This window comes from Stutzerimonas sp. Brlt_14 (assembly GCF_051948915.1).
Lineage (GTDB): Bacteria > Pseudomonadota > Gammaproteobacteria > Pseudomonadales > Pseudomonadaceae > Stutzerimonas > Stutzerimonas stutzeri.
In genome coordinates, this window is record NZ_JAYJLM010000008.1 from 23,328 (window position 1) to 44,548 (window position 21,221).

The following is a 21,221-nucleotide window of genomic DNA, read 5'->3' on the forward strand; positions in this document are numbered from 1 at the left end:
TGGTTCGGCGATGGCTCGACAGTCTGCACGCCTCGCCAGCCGGGCGTTTCGCTTGCCCGTCACATTCCTGATGAGACGCAGCCAGCAAATTGGTACGCCGCTTGCTCCATCACCCGTGCCAGCGGATAGACACTTCTGACAGGGATGTCGGGCCTTAGGGCAATCACGAGGAACACAGCATGGAGCTGAACAAGGCAGTGATCGACTGCATGCGCAGCCTGCGTCGCAGACTTCGCGACGAACAGCAACTGGACATCCACCTCAACCAGCCGGACGCCGTGACCGCCATGCTTGCCGGCTGCATGCGTTCGAACGATGAACTGACGCGCGAACTCGGGCGCCAGCTCGCCGCCTTCAGCGACCAGCTACCGCCCGCTCCGCCGCAGGTATCCCACGCGGCCAGCAGCGGCGGCAGCGTGCGCATCTATCGAGGCCAGCGAGTGCTCGCCTGAGCCAGAACCATCACTCGACCAGCAACCAGTCGCTGGCGCAGCGCACCAGATGCCGAGTCAGCTCGTCGAGCAGCTGTCCGCCGTTACGCCAGTGGTGCCAGTACAGCGGCACGTCGATCGGCGGCCCGGACAGCACATCGACCAGCTCACCACGCGCAAGTTCGCCACGCACCTGAAGCTCCGGCGCCAGGCCCCAGCCGAGCCCGCTTCGTAACAGGCGCACAAAGCCTTCCGACGATGGGCATAGGTGGTGAATGAGGATCTCCCCGCCGCCGACCGCCGCCATGTAGCGATGCTGCAGCTGGTCGTCCGGGCCGAACACCACGGCAGGAACACGTCCCAGGTCCGCAGCACCCGCACCCCGCTGGAAATGTCGCTCGATGAACGCCGGGCTGGCCAGGGCGCGATAACGCATCGCCCCGAGAAACTGGCTGCGCGCACCCGCCACCGGTCGCTCCGCAGCGCAGACGCAGGCCGCAACCTCCCCTGCGCGCATGCGCTTGAGCCCGACCGCCTGATCTTCCACCACGTGATCGAGCAGCACCCGGTTCTCGGCGCAGAACGGCGCCACTGCACCCGCCCACCAGGTCGCCAGGGTGTCGGCATTGAGGGCGATACGCAGGCGTTCCGGCAGGCGGTTTTCATCCAGCGCCGGGACCTGTCCCTGCAAGTCGCGTTCGAGCAGCCGTACCTGCTGCACATGGTTGAGCAGGCGCTGGCCCAGTTCGGTGGGCCTGGGCGGCGTGTCACGCAGCAATACCGGCTGACCGACGCGTGCCTCGAGCAGCTTGATCCGCTGCGATATCGCCGACTGCGACAGCCCCAATGCCTGGGCGGCGCGCTCGAAACCCGCCTGTTCCACGACCGCCGCCAGCGCAGCCAGCAATTTGTAATCGAACATCAGTTTTCCTAATGCCACCTGAGCATAATTGGTTTCTCTTATAGCTTGCCGATGCCCAGACTCGCCAGCAGAAAACGAACGAGGCGTGCGGCATGAATGCGATCTGGCAGAGCTATATCAACGGACTTCTGGTGGCAGCGGGGCTGATCATGGCGATCGGCGCCCAGAACGCCTTCGTGCTCGCCCAGAGCCTGCGCCGCGAACACCACCTGCCGGTCGCAGCGCTGTGCATCGTCTGCGATGTCCTGTTGGTCAGCCTCGGAGTGTTCGGGCTGGCCGCACTGCTGGCGAGCAGCCCGCTGTTGCTGGAGACCACCCGCTGGGGCGGCGTGGCCTTTCTGCTCTGGTACGGCACGCTGGCCCTATGCCGCGCGGCCAGACCGCAGAGCCTGCGCAGCGAAGATGCACAGCCTCGCCCCCTGCGCGCCGTGCTGTTGGCAGCGCTGGCGGTGACGCTGCTCAACCCACATGTCTACCTGGATACCGTGGTGCTGATCGGCACGCTCGGCGCGCAGCAACCGGAACCGGGCGCTTACACGCTCGGCGCGGCCAGCGCGTCGACCCTCTGGTTTCTCACGCTGGCCCTGGGCGGTGCCTGGCTGTCGCCTTGGCTTGCCCGCCCGCTGACCTGGCGCCTGATCGACCTCGGCGTGGCCGCCATGATGTTCGCCATCGCCGCGCAACTCGCATTCGCCGGCTGAACTGGCGGTACGCTGCGGCGCCAAGCCACGTCCATTTTTTGCACTGACCAAGGAACGCCATCGCCTGCCCTGCGGTCCACGCAAGGCACAGCCGATCGCCGCAACCGAGGCGCCGCGCCGCAACCGCTCTGGAACCAATAGTCCATACAGTTGCCGCGTGGTTTTGCCGCAGGTCGGGTGCTATGATCGCTGGCTCGCAGACATGGAGCGGAAGGCTTCAGTCTGTCTGTTCGGCCGACCGTGAACGGCCAGAGATTGCGCAAGCATGTAGCGAGCGAAGGGAACGACAGAGGCAAGAGCAGGACGCGATGCATCGCCTGCTCACCGGCAACGCCGGCAAACCCCGCACGTCCCTCCGAGCTGGCCGCATCAATCCTCGACACCTGAGTAGGAGATACATCATGGCTTTCGAATTGCCGCCGCTGCCTTACGAAAAGAACGCCCTCGAGCCACACATGTCCGCCGAGACGCTCGACTACCATCACGACAAGCACCACGCTGCCTACGTGACCAATCTGAACAACCTGATCCCGGGCACCGAGTTCGAAGGCAAGGATCTGGAATCCATCATCAAGACCTCTTCCGGTGGCATCTTCAACAACGCCGCCCAGGTCTGGAACCACACCTTCTTCTGGAACTGCCTCGCGCCGAACGCCGGTGGCCAGCCGACCGGCGCCCTGGCTGATGCCATCAACGCCTCCTTCGGCTCGTTCGACAAGTTCAAGGAAGAGTTCACCAAGACCGCCATCGGCACCTTCGGCTCCGGCTGGGCCTGGCTGGTCAAGAAGTCCGACGGCAGCCTGGGTCTGGCCAGCACCATCGGTGCCGGCAACCCGATGACCGCAGGCGACAAGCCGCTGCTGACCTGCGATGTCTGGGAGCACGCCTACTACATCGACTACCGCAACGCCCGTCCGAAGTTTGTCGAAGCGTTCTGGAACCTGGTGAACTGGGACTTCGTCGCGAAGAACTTCGCAGGCTAAGCCCAAGCCCCAGCAGTGAATCAAAATGCCCGCGCTCATGCGGGCATTTTCATTTAAGGCTCGGGCACGGCCTGCCGCTATAAAGATGCAGGGCAGGACGCCGTAGCGCTACTGCATGCGCGCCCGATGTGCAATGTTTCCTTCGGATGACGGGTCGCGCTTGCATCACGCAAGGCACTGCCTGCACAGTCGCCGCTGCTGACTTACCGGTGTAAATTGCCTCTTTGACGATTGCAGAATGACTATCAATACTTCCGCAACCGCGCGTCGGCACGGAAAAGGACCTTCATTTGAAGCTGGAAATGCGCAATAGCCTGTCACGGAAGCTCCTGCGTGTAGTCCTACTATCGGCGCTGGCGGTAGGGCTGGTGCTCAGCTGCGCGCAGATCATCTTCGGCGCCTACAAGACGCGCCAGCTGATCGAGGCCGATGCCCAGCGCATCCTGCGCATGACGCGCGATCCTTCCACCCAGGCCATCTACAGCCTGGATCGGGAAATGGGTGCGCAGGTGATGGAAGGCCTGTTCCAGCACGAATCGATTCGCATGGCCTCGATCGGCCACCCGGACGAAGGCATGCTGGCACTGAAGATCCGCCCGCCCATCAGCCTGCCGACCCGCTGGCTGACCGACCCGATCCTTCACCAGGATCGCCAGTTCTCCATTCCGCTGATCGGCAAGCCGCCCTACAACGAGTATTACGGCGAACTGCGGATCACCCTGGACACGGCCCAGTACGGCCAGGAATTCGTCAACGACTCCATCGTCATCTTCATCGTCGGTATTCTGCGCGCCCTCACCCTGGGGCTGGTGCTCTTCCTGATCTACCAGTGGCTGCTGACCCGCCCGCTGACCAAGCTCATCGAGCACCTGGCGCAGATCAATCCGGACCGCCCCGGCGAGCACAAACTGCCGATGATCCGAGGACATGAGCGCAACGAGCTGGGCCTCTGGGTGGAAACCGCCAACGGCCTGCTGGCCTCCATCGAGCACAACATGCACCTGCGCCAGGAAGCCGAGAGCAGCCTGCATCGCATGACCCAGTACGACTCCCTGACCGGCCTGCCTAACCGGCAACAGCTGCAAAGCCAGCTGGACCATATCCTCGACGAGGCGCGCCGCCTGCAACGACGGGTCGCCGTACTCTGCCTGGGGCTCGACGACTTCAAGGGCATCAATGAGCAGTACAGCTACCAGGCGGGCGACTGCCTGCTCAAGGGGTTGGCGGATCGCCTGCGCGAATCGGCGGGTCGCCTGGGTGCACTGGCGCGGCTGGGCGGTGACCAGTTCGTGCTGGTGCTCAGCGGCATCGAACAACCCTATGAGGCTGCCGAACTGGCCCAGGCCGTGCTCGACGACCTGGATAATCCGATCGACCTGGACGGCCACCCGATTCGTCTGCGCGCCACCATCGGCATCACGCTGTACCCCGAGGATGGCGACAATACCGAGAAGCTGCTGCAAAAGGCCGAGCAGACCATGACGCTGGCCAAGAGCCGCTCACGCAACCGCTATCAGTTCTACGTCGCCAGCATCGACAGCCAGATGCGCGCGCGGCGGGAGCTGGAGAAGGATCTCAGCGAAGCCCTCAAGCGCAACGAGTTCCACCTGGTCTACCAGCCACAGGTCGACTACCGGCAGAACCGCATCACCGGGGTCGAGGCGCTGATTCGCTGGAAGCATCCGCAGGGCAAGCTGGTACCGCCGGACCTGTTCATACCTCTGGCCGAGCAGAACGGCAGCATCATCGAAATCGGCAAGTGGGTGCTCGACCAGGCCTGCAGCCAGCTGCGCCAGTGGCACGCCGAGGGGCATACCGGGCTGCGTGTGGCGGTGAACCTGTCCACCGTGCAGCTGCGTCATCCGCAGCTGCCGGCCATGATCGGCGAGCTGCTGCAGGCCCATCAGTTGCCCGCCGAGACCCTCGAACTGGAGGTCACCGAGACCGGCCTGATGGAAGATATCGACGCGGCGGCGCACAACCTGCACAGCCTGCGACGCTCCGGCGCGCTGATCGCCATCGACGACTTCGGCACCGGCTATTCCTCGCTGAGCTATCTGAAAAGCCTGCCACTGGACAAGATCAAGATCGACAAGAGCTTCGTGCAGGACATCGGCCAAGACGAGGGCGCAACCATCGTCCGGGCGATCATCCAGCTGGGCAAGAGCCTCGGCATGACCGTGATCGCAGAAGGCGTCGAAACTCCTGAGCAGGAAGCCTACCTGATCGCCGAAGGCTGCCAGGAAGGCCAGGGCTACTACTACAGCAAGCCCCTGCCGGCGCGGGATCTCGACCTGCTGCTGCGCCAGTCGGCGCCCTTCGATCGAGCGGGCAACTCCGAGCTGCGCTAGTCGCGCGGCCACTTCGGCATGCTGCGCCCAAGCGCTGGCCAGCGCCAGCGACTTGCGCCACACTCGGCGCCCTTCTGGCCCATCGCGGCCGACGACGAGCCGCCCATGAAACGCTTCGTACTGCTGGATACCGCCGCCATTCCCGCCGGGGGCGCCTTGTGTCTGTTCGAATATGGCGACGATTTCGTCATCAAGATCCAGGGTGGCAACGGCAACCAGCTGATGAACACTCGCACGCACGGTTCGGAAGACGCGCTGGCAGAAATCCCCTGCAAACGGATCGCCAGCCGAGCGCAGGTTCGGGTATTGATCGGCGGGCTGGGGATGGGCTTTACCCTCGCCTCGGCCCTGCGCCAGCTGGGCGCGGACGCCGAGGTACTGGTCGCCGAGCTGGTGCCCGGGGTCATCGAATGGAACCGCGGCGCGCTCGGCGAGAAGTCCGGCCATCCGCTGCGCGATGCCCGCACCCGGGTACTGAACCAGGATGTTGCCGAGCTGCTCCGGGCTCAGCCAGAGGGCTTCGATGCGATCATGCTGGATGTCGACAACGGCCCCGAGGGCCTGACGCAGAAGCGCAACAGCTGGCTCTATTCGCTGGATGGCCTCGATGCCTGCGCCCGCGCCTTGCGACCGGGCGGCGTACTGGCGGTGTGGTCGGCCAGCGCTGACCGGGCCTTTTCCGAGAAGCTCGCCAGAGCCGGCTTCAAGGCCGAGGAGGTGCAGGTGTACGCCCATGGCAACCGCGGCACCCGACACACCATCTGGATTGCCGACAAGCGCAAGCGCTGAGCGGCCTACCAGGCCGTCACCCCCAGCTGCAACGCCAGCCACAGCGCACCTGCCAGACACATCAGCGCGCCGCCCGCCGCCTGCCAGTGGAAGCGTCGCGCCAGCACGTCCTCGCCATGGCTGGACAGCACGAAAGGCAATGCCTCCGCCGGCCGCGTAAGGTGATGCAACGCCGGCGCCGTGCTCTGCTGGCGATGCCGGTCTTCGGCCTCGAGCCGCGCCGCCAGGCGCACCCGGCTCCATTCCTGCTCGTCCAACTGGCCGTCGGCGTTGCTGTCGAAACGCTGCAGCAGACCGGCGAAATCACCCTTCCACTCGCGAATCACCTCGCGCTTGGCGGCGGGCAGATCCAGCCCGTGCCGACCGCCACCACGGGTGCGGAAATCGCCGATGGCGTAAAGCGGCTCGCCTTCGTGCAGCCGCTCTTCGGTATAGCGGTAGCGTTTGCCACTGCTGAACAGGCCCAGCCAGCCGCTCGGCGCAATGCCACGAGGGTGGCGCAGATCGCCGGTCCAGACCCGGCGAAAGGCTGGATGGACGTCCGCGCCGCGCGGATCGATCAGGCATTCGCCGGTGGCGTCGGCCAGACGCAGCCAGGCTTCGCTGGTGCCGCGCTCCACCACGTTCCAGCTGCTGCGCTTGCCATTGGAGCGGTACTCCTCGATACGGTAGCGCCACCACAGACAAGGCTCGCCGGTCAGCGGCGCCACCGGCTGTGGTACCGCCAGCTCGCGCAGCATTCCGACCAGCTCGACATAGCCTTGGGCCGCCGACCGAATGCGCGATGTCGGGGTGTCCAGCAGATGGCGCGCACGCGACCAGCGATCGATGCATATCCATGCGCCGCCGACGCAAAGGGCTGCCGCCAGGACGTAAGTGAACAGCTGACCGGGATCCATCTCAGCCAAACAGCGCCTTGAGGTTCACGTCGGCCTTCTCCGCCTCGCTGAACTGCAGCAGCGCCGCCTCCTTGAAACCGAATGCACGGGCAAGGACGACATCGGGAAATTGCTCGATGCGCACGTTGTTCAGGTTCACGGCCTCGTTGTACAGCTCGCGGCGATCGGCGATGCCGCTCTCCAGGCCGCTGATACGCTGCTGCAGATGCCGAAAGCTGTCGTTGGCCTTGAGCTCGGGATAGTTCTCGGCCAGCGCGAAGAGCCGCCCAAGCCCGGCCCGCAGTCCGGTCTCGGCCTGCCCCAGCGCGCCGACATCGCCCAGCTCGCGCGCACTGGAAACCGCGTTGCGGGCACTGATCACCTGCTCCAGCGTGTTGCGCTCGTGCTGCATGTACTGGCGGCAGGTCTCCACCAGTTTGGGCAGTTCTTCATGGCGCTGGCGCAACAGCACGTCGATGTTCGCCCAGGCCTTGCCGACGCCATGCTTCAGACGCACCAGACCGTTGTAGAGGATCACCCCATAGGCGGCGACGAGAAACAGCACCACCAGCACAACCACCATACTCAAGCTCATCCCTTTCTCCAGGCAGTTCCAGAATGCCAGCATTCTATCGGCAGCTGTGTAACGCGATAGAGAGCCGGCGCACGCATTGGCTTTGCACAAAATGAAAATCTTTCGCATTATTGACCGCTTCCGAGCAGTCCTCGGCTTCGTTCACTCGCACGCAAAGGAACCCGCACATGCTACGCACCCCCATCTGGGCAACCGCCAGCCTTCTCGCCGTGGCCATCTCCCTCGCCGGTTGCGGTGAAGACAAGACGCCCACGAACCAGACCGCGGCCCCGCAGAGCACGACCGAAAGCGTGCCGGCCGAGCAGGCGCAGAAGCCTGACGAGAAGGCCGCCAAGGCTGTGGTCAGCCACTATGCCGATCTGGCGCTGGCCGTGTTCAGCGATGCCCATGCCACCGCAGTGCAGCTCCAGCAGGCCATCGACGCCCTGCTCGCCAACCCCAGCGAAGAAACCCTGCAGGCCGCTCGCCAGGCCTGGCTGGCCGCCCGCGTGCCCTACATGCAGACCGAGGTGTTCCGCTTCGGCAACCCGGTGGTGGACGAGTGGGAGGGCCAGCTCAACGCCTGGCCGCTGGACGAAGGCCTGATCGATTACGTCGAAGGCGACTACCAGCATGCGCTGGGCAACCCGGGCGCCAATGCCAACATCATCGCCAACACCGAGCTGCAGGTCGGCGAAGACAAGATCGACACCAGCGAGATCACCGCGGAGCTGCTGACCAGCCTCAACGAGCTGGCCGGCTCCGAGGCCAACGTTGCCACCGGCTACCACGCCATCGAGTTCCTTCTCTGGGGCCAGGACCTCAACGGCACCGGTCCCGGTGCGGGCGAGCGGCCGTACACCGACTACGTCGAAGGCGAAGGCTGCACCGGCGGCAACTGTGACCGTCGTCGTACCTATCTGAAGGTGGCCACCGACCTGCTGGTCAGCGATCTGCAGGAGATGGTCGAGCAGTGGCAGCCGGGCGCCGAGAACTATCGCGCCAGCCTGGAAGCCGAATCGGCGGAGAACGGCCTGCGCAAGATGCTGTTCGGCATGGGCAGCCTGTCGCTCGGCGAACTGGCCGGCGAGCGCATGAAGGTCGCTCTGGAAGCCAATTCCACCGAAGACGAGCACGACTGCTTCAGCGACAACACCCACAACTCGCACTTCTACAATGCCCGCGGCATCCGCAACGTCTATCTGGGCGAGTACAAGCGCGTCGACGGCAGCACCCTGACCGGCCCGAGCCTGGCCTCGCTGGTCCAGGGCGTGAGCCCGGAGGTGGACAGCACGCTGAAGACCGACCTGGAAAGCACCGAAGCCAAGCTGCAGGTGCTGGTGGAAAGCGCCAACAACGGCGAAGCCTTCGACCAGCTGATCGCCGCCGACAATGCCGAAGGCCAGGAAAAGGTGCGCAACGCGATCGCCGCACTGGTCAAGCAGACCGCGTCCATCGAACAGGCCGCTGCTGCCCTCGGCATCAGCGACCTCAACCCGGACACCGCCGATCACGAATTCTGATCGGGAGCGGCACGGGCGCCGTGCACTGGCGCCCGTGTCTCCGTTCGGCGAACAGCCGGCGGCGGAGCCTGCAATCCGCCGCATCCTCAAATGCAAATCCCTCTTATTCCATTTCGATTAGGCTGCTAAGATTGCGCGGCTTAATCCAACGCTCCGCAGGTATCCCCGATGCGCCCGTCGTTTCGCCGCTTCTTCCCGCTGCTGGCCGTGTTTCTGGCTGCCTGCGGCAACGACGAAACCCCGCGCTTCGAGCAGCCCGAGTCCGGCGAAGCCCTCTCGGGCGGTAGCGCCACGGTGATGAAGTTCGACCAGAACGCGTTCTCCATGCCATCGGCCAACCTGGCACCGATGCGCCGACTCGACTTCAGCGTCGGCAACAGCTTCTTCCGCAATCCCTGGGTCATCGCCCCCGCGTCCACTACAGCACGCGACGGTCTCGGCCCGCTGTTCAACACCAACGCCTGCCAGAACTGTCACATCAAGGACGGGCGCGGGCATCCGCCGGCAGCCGATGCCGCCAGCGCCGTCTCGATGCTGGTACGTCTGTCCATTCCGGCCGGCCCGGAACACGCCGAAGTCGTCCGCGAGCGCGGCATCGCACCGGAGCCGAGCTATGGCGGCCAGCTGCAGGACATGGCGATTCCCGGCGTCGCGCCGGAGGGCAAGGTGCGCCTGCGTTACTCCACCGAGCGCGTGCGTTTCGCCGATGGCAGCGAAGTCGAGCTCCGTAGACCGGAGATCGAACTGAGCGAGCTGGGGTACGGCGACATGCACCCCGACACCCTGATGTCGCCGCGCATCGCACCGCCGATGATCGGCCTCGGGCTGCTGGAAGCCATCCCAGAGGAAGCGCTGCTGGCCAATGCCGACCCCGACGATCGCAATGGCGACGGCATTTCCGGCCGACCCAATCGGGTGTTCGACCAGACCAGCCGGCAGACCGTCATCGGCCGTTTCGGCTGGAAGGCCGGCCAGCCGAGCCTCAACCAGCAGAACGCCGACGCCTTCTTCAACGACATGGGACTGTCCACCAGCCTGTTCAGCGGCAGCAGCTGCACCGAGCGGCAGGTCGAATGCCGGGCGATGCCCGACGGCGGCGAGCCTGAGGTAAGCGACAACATCCTCGCCCAGGTGCTGTTCTACACGCGCAACCTCGGCGTACCGGCACGGCGCAACGTTGGTGATCCGCAGGTACTGGCCGGCAAGACACTGTTTCACCGCGCCGGCTGCCACGGCTGCCACGTACCACAGTTCACCACCGCCGCCGATGCCGCGGAGCCCGAGCTGGCCAATCAGGTGATCCGCCCCTATACCGACCTGCTGCTGCACGACATGGGCGAAGGCCTGGCCGACCACCGCCCCGAGTTCGAAGCCAGCGGCCGCGAGTGGCGCACCCCACCGCTGTGGGGCATCGGCCTGACCAAGACGGTCAGTGGACATACCCAGTTCCTGCATGACGGGCGCGCCCGCAACCTGCTCGAAGCCATTCTCTGGCACGGCGGCGAAGCGGAGCGATCGCGCCAGATCGTGCTGGGCTTCGATCAGGACGAACGCAACGCACTGCTGAGCTTCCTCGAGTCGCTCTGAGTGAACACATGTATCCATGCTTTCCCGGCGCGAGAGCGCTGCAAACCGGCAATGCCGACGAGGACACCATGATTCGTTCCAACACCCTGCGCATGGCCAGCGGCGGTCTGTTGACCGCCCTGCTGCTGAGCGCCTGCACGCCTGCCGATCCGCAGGTCGAAACCAGCAAGGCGCTGACCGATGGCGTCCTGCTGCCCGCCTACACCCACTGGGCCGAAACCGACCGTCGCCTGGCGGCCAGCGCCATCGCCTACTGCGCCGACAACCAGACCCTCGAAGAGGCGCGCGAAGCCTTCGTCCATGCGCAGACGGCCTGGGCCGGCCTGCAACCCTTGCTGATAGGCCCGATGGGCGAAGGCAACCTGGCCTGGCAGGTGCAGTTCTGGCCGGACAAGAAAAACCTGGTCGCGCGTCAGGTCACGGCCCTGCTCGGGGCCAAGCCCAACCTCACGCAGGCCGATCTGGACGGTGCCAGCGTCGTGGTACAGGGCCTCAGCGCCTACGAGTACGTTCTCTTCGACAAGACGATCGATCTCGGCGACAGCGCAACCAAGGCCCGCTACTGCCCGCTGCTGACATCCATCGGTGAACACCAGCAGCAGCTTGCCGCCAGCGTGCTGCAGCAGTGGGAAGACAAGGACGGCATGGCCGACCAGCTGCGCAGCTTCCCCAACGAGCGCTATGCCGAGCCAAGCGAGGCGATCGCCGAGCTGCTGCGAGTCCAGGTCACCGCCCTCGATGGCCTGAAGAAGAAGCTCGGCGCCCCGCTCGGTCGACAGACCAAGGGCCATCCGCAGCCTTACCAGGCCGAGGGCTGGCGCAGCGACACCACGCTGGCCAGCATCGCCGCAGCGGTCAAGGGTGCCGAAAGCCTCTGGCTAGGCGCGGACAACAACGGCCTGCGTTCGCTACTGCCTGCCGAGCAGGCGGACCTGGCCCAGCGCATCGACGCCGCTTACGCCCAGCTGCTGCAGCACCTGGGCGGGCTGACGCAACCATTCGGCGTGCAGCTGGCGGACAAACAGGGCCGCAGCGAACTGGATGCGCTCTACCAGGGCATCGATCGTCTGCATCGCCTGCACCAGCAGGAGCTGGCCCGCGCCCTCGGCGTGCAGATCGGCTTCAACGCTCACGACGGGGACTGAGATGAAACGTCGAACCCTGCTCGGTCTGGGTGGCGCCGTGCTCGCGGCAAGTGGTATCGCGGGCTGGAGCCTGAGCCGTCATGGCGGGCAGCCGGTGCTGCTCTCCGCACGCAACGATCAGGAGGGGCGACACTATGCCGTCGGCTATCGGCTCGACGGAAGCCAGGTGTTCGCCACCCCGGTCGCCGAGCGCTGCCATGACGTGTATCCGCATCCCTACCTGCCGCTGGCGGTGTTCGTCGGTCGGCGCCCTAGCCGCGAGAGTTACCTGATCGACTCGCGTGACGGACGCCTGCTGCAGGTGCTGGCGTCGCCACCCAACCGACACTTCTACGGCCACGGCGTGTTCCACCGCGATGGCGAATGGTTCTACACCACCGAGAACGACACCCGCGACGCCGGCCGTGGCGTGCTTGGTGTCTACCGCCTGCAAGGCCGAGAGCTGGTGCGCGTCGGCGAGCACGCAACCCATGGCATCGGCCCCCACCAGCTGCTGTGGATGCCGGATCACGAAACCCTGGTGATCGCCAACGGCGGCATCCGCACCGAGGCCGACAGCCGCGAGATGATGAATCTCGACGCCATGGAGCCGAGCCTGGTGCTGCTGCGCCGCGATGGCAGCCTGGTGAGCAAGGAACAGTTGCCCGAGCAGATGAACAGCGTGCGTCACCTCGCGGTTGCGGCGGACGGCACCATCGTCAGCGGCCAGCAGTACGAAGGCGACGCCATGGACCGCATCCCGCTGTTGGCGATCAAGCGTCCGGGTCAGCCGTTCCAGCATTTCCCACTCGGCGAGGCGCAGCGGCAGAGCATGAACCAGTACACCGCGAGCCTGGCCATTCACGATGAACTACGCCTGTTGGCCGTCACCGCACCGCGTGGCAACAAGGTGTTCTTCTGGGACCTGGACTCCGCAGAGCTGCGTCAGGAGACCCATCTGCCCGACTGCGCGGGTGTCGCTGCAGTTACCGAAGGCTTCGTCGTCAGCTCCGGACAGGGCCGCTGCCGCCTGTTCGACTGCCGCGGCGAGCGTTTCACCAGTACGCCGCTGCAGATGCCGGCAGGGCTCTGGGACAACCATCTGCGCATCGTCTAGCTCAAGAAAAACGTCACCCTGCCGATGATGCTGGGCAACGGGCAGGGATGCTCATTGACGTTTTCTCAACTAACGAGACTTGCCCATGCTCCAGAAATCCCTGCGCGCGCAGATCCTCGCGCTGATCGGCGGCAGCCTGCTGCTGACGCTGCTCATCGCCCTCGCCTGCATTCGCCTGCTCAGCAACAACATCGACCACTTCCAGGCGCTGCTCGACGGCCCGTTGGCCGCAGTGCAACTGATCGACGAGGCCAACCTCGAGTTCAAGGTGCAGGTCCAGGAATGGAAGAACGTACTGCTGCGCGGCAAGCAGCCCGAGCAGCGCAACCGCTACTGGAGCCAGTTCGAGGCCCAGGAAGCCAAGGTACAGAAGATTCTCGGCGACCTGCTGGTATTGAGCGCCGATGAGCCGGAGTTGGCAAAGCAGATCGAAAGTCTGCGCAACGAGCACCGCACTCTCGGCGCTGCCTATCGCAAGGGCCTGGATGCCTACATTGCCGCCGACAGCGACCCGCTCGCCGGGGACGCCGCGGTCGCCGGTATCGACCGGGCGACCAGCGCTCAGCTGAGCGAGCTGGTCGAACAGCTGGGAGATGCCGCCGCGCAGCGCTCGGAGACCATCCGTGCCGACGCACAGAGCACCGCATCCTTCGGCCCGAACATCATGATCCTCGCCAGCGTGGTGGTGGCGCTGTTCAGCCTGTGGCTGGTCAATCGCCGGATCATCGAACCGATTCGCAACCTGATCGAGCACATCGCGCGTCTCAGCCAGGGCAAGTTCGCCGAGCGGGTGGACGCCAGCCGCGCCGACGAGCTGGGCCGCCTGGCCGCTGCCGCCAACGTGCTGCGCGACTTCCTCGCCGATACTTTCACCCGCCTGCAGCAGAGCACCTCGAATCTGGACAGTGCCAGCGGCGAGCTGAACGCCATCGCCAGGCTGATGGCCGAAGGCGCCCGCGAGCAGTTCTCGCGCACCGATCAGGTCGCCACGGCGATGCACGAGATGTCCGCGACCGCTCAGGAAGTCTCGCGGCATGCCGCCGAAGCCGCGCAGGCTGCCGACGACGCTGACCATTCCGCCCAACAGGGTGAAGAGGTGATGCGCGGCACCATCGCCACGATCACCGATATGAGCAACGAGATCGCCAGCACGGCAGATGTCATCCGCCGCCTGGAGGGTGACAGCGGGCGCATCGGCAAGGTGCTGGAAGTGATCCGCGGCATCGCCGACCAGACCAACCTGCTCGCGCTCAATGCCGCCATCGAGGCCGCTCGCGCGGGCGACGCCGGCCGCGGCTTTGCCGTGGTCGCCGACGAGGTACGCACGCTGGCCCAGCGCACCGCGGAATCCACCGCCGAAATCCACCAGATCATCGACACCGTGCAGGCCGGCGCGAGCAACGCCGTGCGCGCCATCGAGAGCGGCCAGGCGCGCAGCGAACAGGGCGTCGGCCAGGTGACCGAAGCAGGCCAGATGCTTCAACGCATCACTGAAGCGGTAGAAGCGATCCGCGACATGAACCGTCAGATCGCCACCGCAGCCGAGGAGCAGACCGCCGTGGCCGAGGATATCTCGCGCAACCTCACCGAGATCACGTCCATCGCCACCACCAACCAGCAGAACGTCGAACGCACCGAAACCGCCAGTCAGAACCTGCACGGCCTGTCGGCGCAGCTTACCGAGGTTACCCGCCGCCTCGCAGGCTGACGATCAGCGGGGCGGCTCGACAGTCTGTCGCCCGCCCCGCATTTCAGCAGTCATGCGCCCTCTCTCCCCCTTTACTTGCCTCCGATTCGGGGCTAAGTTCCTCCCTCCCCGGTCTGGCTGCGCCAGTGCAGCCATCGTCCAAGCGACGCTGACCGGACGTTCGAACGGCTGCCTCGATCACGGCAGTAGACAGCCGGCTCACATCTCCAAGGAAATCGGAAAATGTTGCGCCGCATGCTGTTCATGCTGGGCGCGGTGGTCGTCGTCGTTGCGATCCTCGCCGCCTTCAAGTTCAACTCGATCTATCAACAGATTCAGCAGTTCCAGGCGCCCAAGCCGGCGATCAACGTCGAGGCGGAGGTCGCCCGGCGCATGGACTGGCAGAGCCGCCTGCCGGCGATCGGTACGCTCAAGGCATCGCAGGGCATCGACCTCAGCGTCGAGATCGCCGGCACCATCAGCGACGTGCAGTTCCAGTCCGGCGAGAAGGTCAGCAAGGGCCAGGCCATCGTGCTGCTGGACAGTGAAGTGGAGCAGGCCAGCCTGGCCAGCGCCGAGGCCGACCTGAACCTGTCCCGCCTGGAGTTCCAGCGCGCCCGCAGCCTGCTCGACCGCCAGGCCATTTCCCGCAGCGAGTACGACCGCCTCAACGCCCAGTCGCAGAAGGCCGAGGCCAGCGTCGCCCAGTTGCGCGCCAGCCTGGCGAAGAAGCGTGTGCTGGCGCCCTTCTCCGGCACCATCGGCATCCGCCAGGTGGATGTCGGCGACTACCTCGCTGCCGGTACGCCGATCGCCACGCTTCAGGACCTGTCCAAGCTGTACGTCGACTTCTTCCTGGCCGAACAGCATGTGCCGCTGCTGAAGCTCGGGCAGAAAGTGCAGCTGCGCGTGGCGGCCTACCCGGACGAGCGTTTCGAAGGCGTGATCAGCGCGCTGAACCCGAAGGTGGAAACCACAACGCGCAACGTGCAGGTGCGCGCCGAACTCGGCAATCCGGATGGGCGTCTGCTGCCCGGCATGTTTGCCGACCTGCAGGTGCTGCTGCCGACCGAGACCGCCCAGGTGGTGGTCCCGGAAACCGCCATCACCTACACCCTGTACGGCAACTCGGTGCTGCTGGTGACCGAGGGCACGCCGCCGGAAGGCGTCAGCAGTGACGAGCCGTACCTGGTGGTCGAGCGCCGCTTCGTCACCACCGGCGAGCGTCGCGACGGCCTGGTGGTGGTCCTCGACGGCCTGGAAGGCGGCGAACAGGTGATCACTGCCGGCCAGCTCAAGCTCGACAGCGGCACCCATGTCGCCATCGCCGAGAGCCGCACGCTCAAGCTGGACGGCGCCGAGCCGGCGTCCGAATAAGCGGCCTGCCGCTCCGGCGGCAGCGCCACATCGAACAGTTCCAGGGACTTGCCCATGGCCTTCACCGATCCCTTCATCCGCCGCCCGGTACTGGCGAGCGTCATCAGCCTGCTGATCGTGCTGCTCGGCATCCAGGCCTTCAACAGCCTGACCATTCGCCAGTATCCGCAGATGGAAAGCGCGCTGATCACGGTGACCACCGCCTACCCCGGCGCCAACGCCGAAACCATTCAGGGCTATATCACCCAGCCGTTGCAGCAGAGCCTTGCCAGCGCCGAAGGGGTGGACTACATGACCTCGGTCAGCCAGCAGAACGCCTCGGTGATCTCGGTCTACGCGCGCATCGGTGCCGACACCGATCGCCTCTACACCGAGCTGCTCAGCCAGGCCAACTCGGTGAAGAACCAGCTGCCGCAGGACGCCGAGGACCCGGTGCTGAACAAGCAGGCGGCCGACTCCACCGCGCTGATGTACATCAGCTTCTACAGCGACCAGCTGAGCAACCCGCAGATCACCGACTACCTGTCGCGGGTCATCCAGCCCAAGCTGGCGACGCTGCCGGGCATGGCCGAGGCGGAGATCCTCGGCAACCAGGTGTTCGCCATGCGCCTCTGGCTAGACCCGGTAAAGCTCGCGGCCTATGGGGTTTCCGCCAGCGACGTGAACGAGGCGGTGCGCAAGTACAACTTCCTCTCCGCGGCTGGCGAAGTGAAAGGCCAGTACGTGGTCACCAGCATCAACGCCGACACCGAGCTGAAGACGCCGGAAGCATTCGCCGCCATCCCGCTCAAGACCCAGGGCGACAGCCGCGTCCTGCTGGGCGACGTGGCACGGGTGGAGATGGGCGCCGAAAGCTACAACTCGATCAGCTCGTTCGACGGCATTCCGTCGGTCTATATCGGTATCAAGGGCACGCCCAGCGCCAACCCGCTGGACGTGATCAAGGAAGTGCGCGCGGTCATGCCGCAGATCGAGGCGCAGCTGCCGCCGGGCCTGAAAGCGACCATTGCCTACGACGCCACCGAGTTCATCCAGGCCTCCATCGACGAGGTGGTAAAGACCCTGGCCGAGGCCGCGGTGATCGTGATCGTCGTGGTCTTCCTGTTCCTCGGCTCGCTGCGCACGGTGCTGATTCCGGTGGTGACCATCCCGCTGTCGATGATCGGCGTGCTGTTCTTCATGCAGGCGATGGGCTACTCGATCAACCTGCTGACGCTGCTGGCCATGGTGCTGGCGATCGGCCTGGTGGTGGACGATGCCATCGTCGTGGTGGAGAACATCCACCGGCACATCGAGCAGGGCAAATCGCCGTTCCAGGCGGCGCTCGACGGCGCCCGGGAGATCGCCATGCCGGTGGTCTCGATGACCATCACCCTGGCCGCGGTCTATGCTCCCATCGGCTTCCTGCAGGGGCTGACCGGTGCGCTGTTCCAGGAGTTCGCCCTCACCCTGGCCGGCGCCGTGCTGATCTCCGGTGTGGTGGCACTGACGCTGTCGCCGATGATGTGCTCGAAGCTGCTGCGCCACGAAGAGAACCCCAGCGGATTCGCCCATCGCCTGGACGAGCTGTTCGAGCGCCTCAAGCAGCGCTATCAGCGCGCCCTGCACGGTACCCTGAACACCCGCCCGGTGGTCCTGGTGTTTGCCGTGCTCGTGCTCGCGCTGATTCCGGTGCTGCTGATGTTTACCGAAAGCGAGCTGGCGCCCGAGGAGGACCAGGGCATCGTCTTCATGATGGCCAGCGCACCGAAGACCGCCAACCTGGACTACCTGAACGCTTACACCGATCAGTTCCTGGAGATTTTCCAGAGCTTCCCGGAGTACTACTCCTGGTTCCAGATCAACGGCTTCGACGGCGTGCAGAGCGGCATCGGCGGCTTCCTGCTCAAGCCCTGGGACGAGCGCGAGCGCTCGCAGATGGAAATCCTCCCCGAGGTCCAGGCCAAGCTCGATCGCCTGCCCGGCCTGCAGATCTTCGGTTTCAACCTGCCTTCGCTGCCCGGCACCGGCGAAGGCCTGCCATTCCAGTTCGTGATCAACACCGCCAACGACTACGAGACGCTGCTGCAGGTGACCGAGCGCATCCGCAAACGCGCCGAGGAGTCCGGCAAGTTCGCCTTCCTCGACGTGGATCTCGCCTTCGACAAGCCGGAGATCGTGGTCGATATCGACCGCGAGAAAGCCGCGCAGATGGGTGTTTCCATGGAAGACCTGGGTCTGACCCTGAGCACCCTGCTCGGCGAAGGCGAGATCAACCGTTTCACCATCGAGGGCCGCAGCTACAAGGTCATCGCCCAGGTCGAGCGCGCCTACCGCGACAATCCCGGCTGGCTGAGCAACTACTACGTACGCAATCAGCAGGGCCAGATGCTGCCGCTGTCGACCTTGATCAAGGTACGCGACCGCGCCCGCCCGACTCAGCTCAAGCAGTTCCAGCAACTCAATGCCGCGATGATCCAGGGCTTCCCCATTGTCAGCATGGGCGAGGCGATCGAGACGCTGCAGGGGATCGCCCGCGAGGAAGCGCCGGAGGGCTTCAGCTTCGATTACGCAGGCGCTTCGCGCCAGTACATTCAGGAAGGCAACGCGCTGTACCTGACCTTTGCCCTTGCATTGGCGGTGATCTTCCTGGTGCTGGCCGCGCAGTTCGAGAGCTTCCGCGATCCGCTGGTGATCCTGGTCACCGTACCGCTTTCGGTGTGCGGGGCGCTGGTGCCACTGTTCCTCGGCCTGTCGAGCATGAACATCTATACCCAGGTGGGCCTGGTGACGCTGATCGGCCTGATCAGCAAGCACGGCATCATGATCGTCGAGTTCGCCAATCAGCTGCGCCGTGAGCGCGGCCTGAGCCGCCATGAAGCGGTGGAGGAAGCGGCAGCGATTCGCCTGCGACCGGTGCTGATGACCACCGCGGCGACGGTGTTCGGCATGGTGCCGCTGATCATCGCCAGTGGGGCCGGTGCGGTCAGCCGGTTCGACATCGGCCTGGTGATCGCCACCGGCATGTCGGTCGGCACGCTGTTCACCCTGTTCGTGCTGCCTGCCGTCTATGAACTGCTGGCCAGGCCGGACAAGGCACCGCAGCCGGCTAGCGCGCCCGGCGTCGCCTGACGCCAGAGGCGTTAGCGCATGCCTTGCGACAGGCCGTAGAGAAGCAAGAGCAGATCCTGATCGGGACGCACCGCCTCGAAGCGGGACTTGCCGCCTGGCGGCAACGGGCAGTAGCTGCGGCTTTCGCTGCTCTGCACCAGTGTCGCTCCGGGCTCATTCCATGCCGCTACGCAAAGCGTGGTCACTCCGAGCGCGCCGATGAGGAACAATCCTCGAGCGATTTCCAGCTTCATGGCGTAAACCCTTGATTAGGCGGTGGTTAACTGACCGTAGCTCAGCTAGTTAATTCCTGCGTTGTTTTTGACGAACGGTCGAGGATGCACTGAACGGCACGCAAAAAAAACCCCGCACGAGGCGGGGTTCTTTTTATGGTGCCAAGGGGCCGGTCGGCTTACATCATGCCGCCCATGCCACCCATGCCGCCCATGTCCGGCATAGCCGGGGCCGGCTTGTCTTCTACCACTTCGGCAACCATGGCTTCGGTGGTGACCATCAGACCGCCGATGGAGGCAGCAGCCTGCAGCGCGGAACGGGTGACCTTGGCCGGATCGAGGATACCCATCTCGATCATGTCGCCATAGGTGTCGGACGCAGCGTTGAAGCCGTAGTTGCCCGAACCCTGCTTGACCTTGTCGACCACCACGCTCGGCTCGCCACCGGCGTTGGAGACGATCTGGCGCAGCGGCGCTTCGACAGCGCGACGCAGCAGCGCGATACCGACGTTCTGGTCTTCGTTGTCGCCCTTGAGCTCGGAGATGGCCTGCAGAGCGCGCACCAGGGCAACGCCACCGCCAGGCACCACGCCTTCTTCGACGGCTGCACGGGTGGCGTGCAGGGCGTCTTCGACACGGGCCTTCTTCTCTTTCATCTCGACTTCGGTACCGGCACCGACCTTGATCACGGCAACACCGCCAGCCAGCTTGGCCAGACGCTCTTGCAGCTTTTCCTTGTCGTAGTCGGAGGTGGTGTCTTCGATCTGCTTGCGGATCTGCGCCACACGAGCTTCGATGTCGGCCTGGGCACCAGCGCCGTCGATGATGGTGGTGTTTTCCTTGTTCAGCACGACGCGCTTGGCGTTACCCAGGTGCTCCAGGGTAGCGGTTTCCAGGCTCAGGCCGACTTCTTCGGAAATCACGGTACCGCCGGTCAGGATGGCGATGTCCTGCAGCATGGCCTTGCGGCGATCGCCGAAGCCCGGTGCCTTGACCGCAGCGACCTTGACGATGCCGCGCATGTTGTTGACGACCAGGGTGGCCAGGGCTTCGCCTTCCACGTCTTCGGCAACGATCAGCAGCGGACGACCGGCCTTGGCGACGCCTTCCAGCACCGGCAGCAGTTCGCGGATGTTGGAGATCTTCTTGTCGACCAGCAGCAGCAGCGGGTTGTCCAGCTCGGCAACCATGGTGTCCGGCTTGTTGATGAAGTACGGCGACAGGTAGCCGCGGTCGAACTGCATGCCCTCGACGACGGACAGCTCGTTCTCGAAGCCCGAACCTTCCTCAACGGTGATCACGCCTTCCTTGCCCACGCGCTCCATGGCCTCGGCGATGATCTGGCCGATGGACTCGTCGGAGTTGGCGGAGATGGTGCCGACCTGGGCGATGGCCTTGGAGTCGGTGCACGGCTTGGCCAGCTGCTTCAGCTCGGCGACGATGGCGATGGTCGCCTTGTCGATGCCGCGCTTCAGGTCCATCGGGTTCATGCCGGCAGCGACAGCCTTCAGGCCTTCGTTGACGATGGCCTGGGCCAGGACGGTGGCGGTGGTGGTGCCGTCACCGGCCTCGTCGTTGGCCTTGGAGGCAACGTCCTTGACCAGCTGGGCGCCCATGTTCTCGAAGCGGTCCTTCAGCTCGATTTCCTTGGCGACGGAAACGCCGTCCTTGGTGATGGTCGGAGCACCGAAGCTCTTCTCCAGCACCACGTTGCGGCCTTTCGGGCCGAGGGTCGCTTTTACCGCATCAGCCAGGACGTTCACACCGACCAGCATCTTCTTGCGTGCGGAGTCGCCGAATTTGACTTCTTTAGCAGCCATGTTGATTGATCCTCAATTCGTGAATTATGTACGG

Annotated in this window: 17 protein-coding genes; 12 read left to right on the forward strand and 5 right to left on the reverse strand. The window is 65.0% G+C overall.

Translation table 11 applies throughout. The annotated features are described in order from the left end of the window. Nucleotides 1-179: 179 nt before the first annotated feature. Nucleotides 180-452 carry a hypothetical protein gene (locus VF716_RS18900; RefSeq protein ID WP_049326092.1) on the forward strand — a complete coding sequence of 91 codons (273 nt, stop codon included), beginning with the start codon at nt 180-182 and terminating at the stop codon, nt 450-452. A gap of 10 nt (nt 453-462) precedes the next feature. Here VF716_RS18900 and VF716_RS18905 read toward each other — a convergent pair whose 3' ends face one another. Continuing rightward, nucleotides 463-1,353 carry a LysR family transcriptional regulator ArgP gene (locus VF716_RS18905; protein ID WP_049326093.1) on the reverse strand — a complete coding sequence of 297 codons (891 nt, stop codon included), beginning with the start codon at nt 1,351-1,353 and terminating at the stop codon, nt 463-465. A gap of 92 nt (nt 1,354-1,445) precedes the next feature. On the opposite strand from VF716_RS18905, the gene VF716_RS18910 reads away from it, so the two are divergent. The 4 genes from VF716_RS18910 to VF716_RS18925 all read left to right on the forward strand — a co-directional run bounded on the left by VF716_RS18910 (nt 1,446) and on the right by VF716_RS18925 (nt 6,177). Next, nucleotides 1,446-2,054 carry a LysE/ArgO family amino acid transporter gene (locus tag VF716_RS18910; RefSeq protein ID WP_049326094.1) on the forward strand — a complete coding sequence of 203 codons (609 nt, stop codon included), beginning with the start codon at nt 1,446-1,448 and terminating at the stop codon, nt 2,052-2,054. Nucleotides 2,055-2,455: 401 nt separating this feature from the next. After that, entirely contained in the window at nt 2,456-3,037 is a 582-nt protein-coding gene (locus VF716_RS18915) for a superoxide dismutase (RefSeq protein WP_003299885.1), read from the forward strand. A 290-nt stretch (nt 3,038-3,327) separates the two neighbouring features. Beyond that, on the forward strand, nt 3,328-5,388 hold the full coding sequence (locus tag VF716_RS18920) for a putative bifunctional diguanylate cyclase/phosphodiesterase (protein WP_013983724.1): 2,061 nt from the start codon (nt 3,328-3,330) through the stop codon (nt 5,386-5,388). Between the two features lie 105 nt (nt 5,389-5,493). Continuing rightward, nucleotides 5,494-6,177, forward strand: a complete 684-nt coding sequence (locus VF716_RS18925) for a spermidine synthase (RefSeq protein ID WP_011914222.1) — start codon at nt 5,494-5,496, stop codon at nt 6,175-6,177. Nucleotides 6,178-6,182: 5 nt separating this feature from the next. Here the strand turns inward: VF716_RS18925 and VF716_RS18930 are convergent, their stop codons facing one another. Both VF716_RS18930 and VF716_RS18935 read right to left on the reverse strand, forming a co-directional pair. Next, nucleotides 6,183-7,076: a GIDE domain-containing protein gene (locus VF716_RS18930; RefSeq protein WP_049326095.1), complete on the reverse strand. Its 894-nt coding sequence runs from the start codon at nt 7,074-7,076 to the stop codon at nt 6,183-6,185. 1 nt (nt 7,077) lies between these two features. Further along, nucleotides 7,078-7,650, reverse strand: coding sequence for a LemA family protein (locus tag VF716_RS18935; protein WP_019406971.1), 573 nt, complete (start codon nt 7,648-7,650; stop codon nt 7,078-7,080). Between the two features lie 167 nt (nt 7,651-7,817). Between VF716_RS18935 and VF716_RS18940 the strand changes: the two genes are divergently transcribed. The 7 genes from VF716_RS18940 (at nt 7,818) to VF716_RS18970 (ending at nt 19,155) form a co-directional block, all read left to right on the forward strand. After that, complete coding sequence (locus VF716_RS18940) at nt 7,818-9,152, forward strand: imelysin family protein (protein ID WP_011914225.1); 1,335 nt, start codon at nt 7,818-7,820, stop codon at nt 9,150-9,152. Nucleotides 9,153-9,320: 168 nt separating this feature from the next. Then, the gene (locus VF716_RS18945; RefSeq protein WP_049326096.1) at nt 9,321-10,739 is read left to right on the forward strand and encodes a di-heme oxidoreductase family protein; all 1,419 of its coding nucleotides are present in this window, start codon (nt 9,321-9,323) and stop codon (nt 10,737-10,739) included. Nucleotides 10,740-10,807: 68 nt separating this feature from the next. After that, nucleotides 10,808-11,884 (forward strand): imelysin family protein, encoded by a 1,077-nt coding sequence (locus tag VF716_RS18950; RefSeq protein WP_049326110.1) that lies wholly within the window; start codon nt 10,808-10,810, stop codon nt 11,882-11,884. A 1-nt stretch (nt 11,885) separates the two neighbouring features. Further along, on the forward strand, nt 11,886-12,980 hold the full coding sequence (locus tag VF716_RS18955; protein WP_049326097.1) for a DUF1513 domain-containing protein: 1,095 nt from the start codon (nt 11,886-11,888) through the stop codon (nt 12,978-12,980). A gap of 85 nt (nt 12,981-13,065) precedes the next feature. Continuing rightward, entirely contained in the window at nt 13,066-14,688 is a 1,623-nt protein-coding gene (locus VF716_RS18960; protein ID WP_095461020.1) for a methyl-accepting chemotaxis protein, read from the forward strand. Between the two features lie 222 nt (nt 14,689-14,910). Beyond that, entirely contained in the window at nt 14,911-16,044 is a 1,134-nt protein-coding gene (locus tag VF716_RS18965; RefSeq protein ID WP_049326099.1) for an efflux RND transporter periplasmic adaptor subunit, read from the forward strand. Nucleotides 16,045-16,098: 54 nt separating this feature from the next. Further along, on the forward strand, nt 16,099-19,155 hold the full coding sequence (locus VF716_RS18970) for a multidrug efflux RND transporter permease subunit (protein WP_049326100.1): 3,057 nt from the start codon (nt 16,099-16,101) through the stop codon (nt 19,153-19,155). An 11-nt stretch (nt 19,156-19,166) separates the two neighbouring features. On the opposite strand, the gene VF716_RS18975 is transcribed toward VF716_RS18970, so the two are convergent. Both VF716_RS18975 and groL read right to left on the reverse strand, forming a co-directional pair. After that, nucleotides 19,167-19,388, reverse strand: a complete 222-nt coding sequence (locus tag VF716_RS18975; protein ID WP_049326101.1) for a hypothetical protein — start codon at nt 19,386-19,388, stop codon at nt 19,167-19,169. 158 nt (nt 19,389-19,546) lie between these two features. Further along, on the reverse strand, nt 19,547-21,187 hold the full coding sequence (gene groL / locus VF716_RS18980) for a chaperonin GroEL (protein WP_049326102.1): 1,641 nt from the start codon (nt 21,185-21,187) through the stop codon (nt 19,547-19,549). Nucleotides 21,188-21,221: the final 34 nt, after the last annotated feature.

Excerpts from the sequence above, each read along its gene's own strand:
- VF716_RS18900 (WP_049326092.1), top strand. The coding sequence starts at position 180 with ATGGAGCTGAACAAGGCAGTGATCGACTGCATGCGCAGCCTGCGTCGC.
- VF716_RS18905 (WP_049326093.1), bottom strand. The coding sequence starts at position 1,353 with ATGTTCGATTACAAATTGCTGGCTGCGCTGGCGGCGGTCGTGGAACAG.
- VF716_RS18910 (WP_049326094.1), top strand. The coding sequence starts at position 1,446 with ATGAATGCGATCTGGCAGAGCTATATCAACGGACTTCTGGTGGCAGCG.
- VF716_RS18915 (WP_003299885.1), top strand. The coding sequence starts at position 2,456 with ATGGCTTTCGAATTGCCGCCGCTGCCTTACGAAAAGAACGCCCTCGAG.
- VF716_RS18925 (WP_011914222.1), top strand. The coding sequence starts at position 5,494 with ATGAAACGCTTCGTACTGCTGGATACCGCCGCCATTCCCGCCGGGGGC.
- VF716_RS18930 (WP_049326095.1), bottom strand. The coding sequence starts at position 7,076 with ATGGATCCCGGTCAGCTGTTCACTTACGTCCTGGCGGCAGCCCTTTGC.
- VF716_RS18935 (WP_019406971.1), bottom strand. The coding sequence starts at position 7,650 with ATGAGCTTGAGTATGGTGGTTGTGCTGGTGGTGCTGTTTCTCGTCGCC.
- VF716_RS18940 (WP_011914225.1), top strand. The coding sequence starts at position 7,818 with ATGCTACGCACCCCCATCTGGGCAACCGCCAGCCTTCTCGCCGTGGCC.
- VF716_RS18945 (WP_049326096.1), top strand. The coding sequence starts at position 9,321 with ATGCGCCCGTCGTTTCGCCGCTTCTTCCCGCTGCTGGCCGTGTTTCTG.
- VF716_RS18950 (WP_049326110.1), top strand. The coding sequence starts at position 10,808 with ATGATTCGTTCCAACACCCTGCGCATGGCCAGCGGCGGTCTGTTGACC.
- VF716_RS18955 (WP_049326097.1), top strand. The coding sequence starts at position 11,886 with ATGAAACGTCGAACCCTGCTCGGTCTGGGTGGCGCCGTGCTCGCGGCA.
- VF716_RS18960 (WP_095461020.1), top strand. The coding sequence starts at position 13,066 with ATGCTCCAGAAATCCCTGCGCGCGCAGATCCTCGCGCTGATCGGCGGC.
- VF716_RS18965 (WP_049326099.1), top strand. The coding sequence starts at position 14,911 with ATGTTGCGCCGCATGCTGTTCATGCTGGGCGCGGTGGTCGTCGTCGTT.
- VF716_RS18970 (WP_049326100.1), top strand. The coding sequence starts at position 16,099 with ATGGCCTTCACCGATCCCTTCATCCGCCGCCCGGTACTGGCGAGCGTC.
- VF716_RS18975 (WP_049326101.1), bottom strand. The coding sequence starts at position 19,388 with ATGAAGCTGGAAATCGCTCGAGGATTGTTCCTCATCGGCGCGCTCGGA.
- groL (WP_049326102.1), bottom strand. The coding sequence starts at position 21,187 with ATGGCTGCTAAAGAAGTCAAATTCGGCGACTCCGCACGCAAGAAGATG.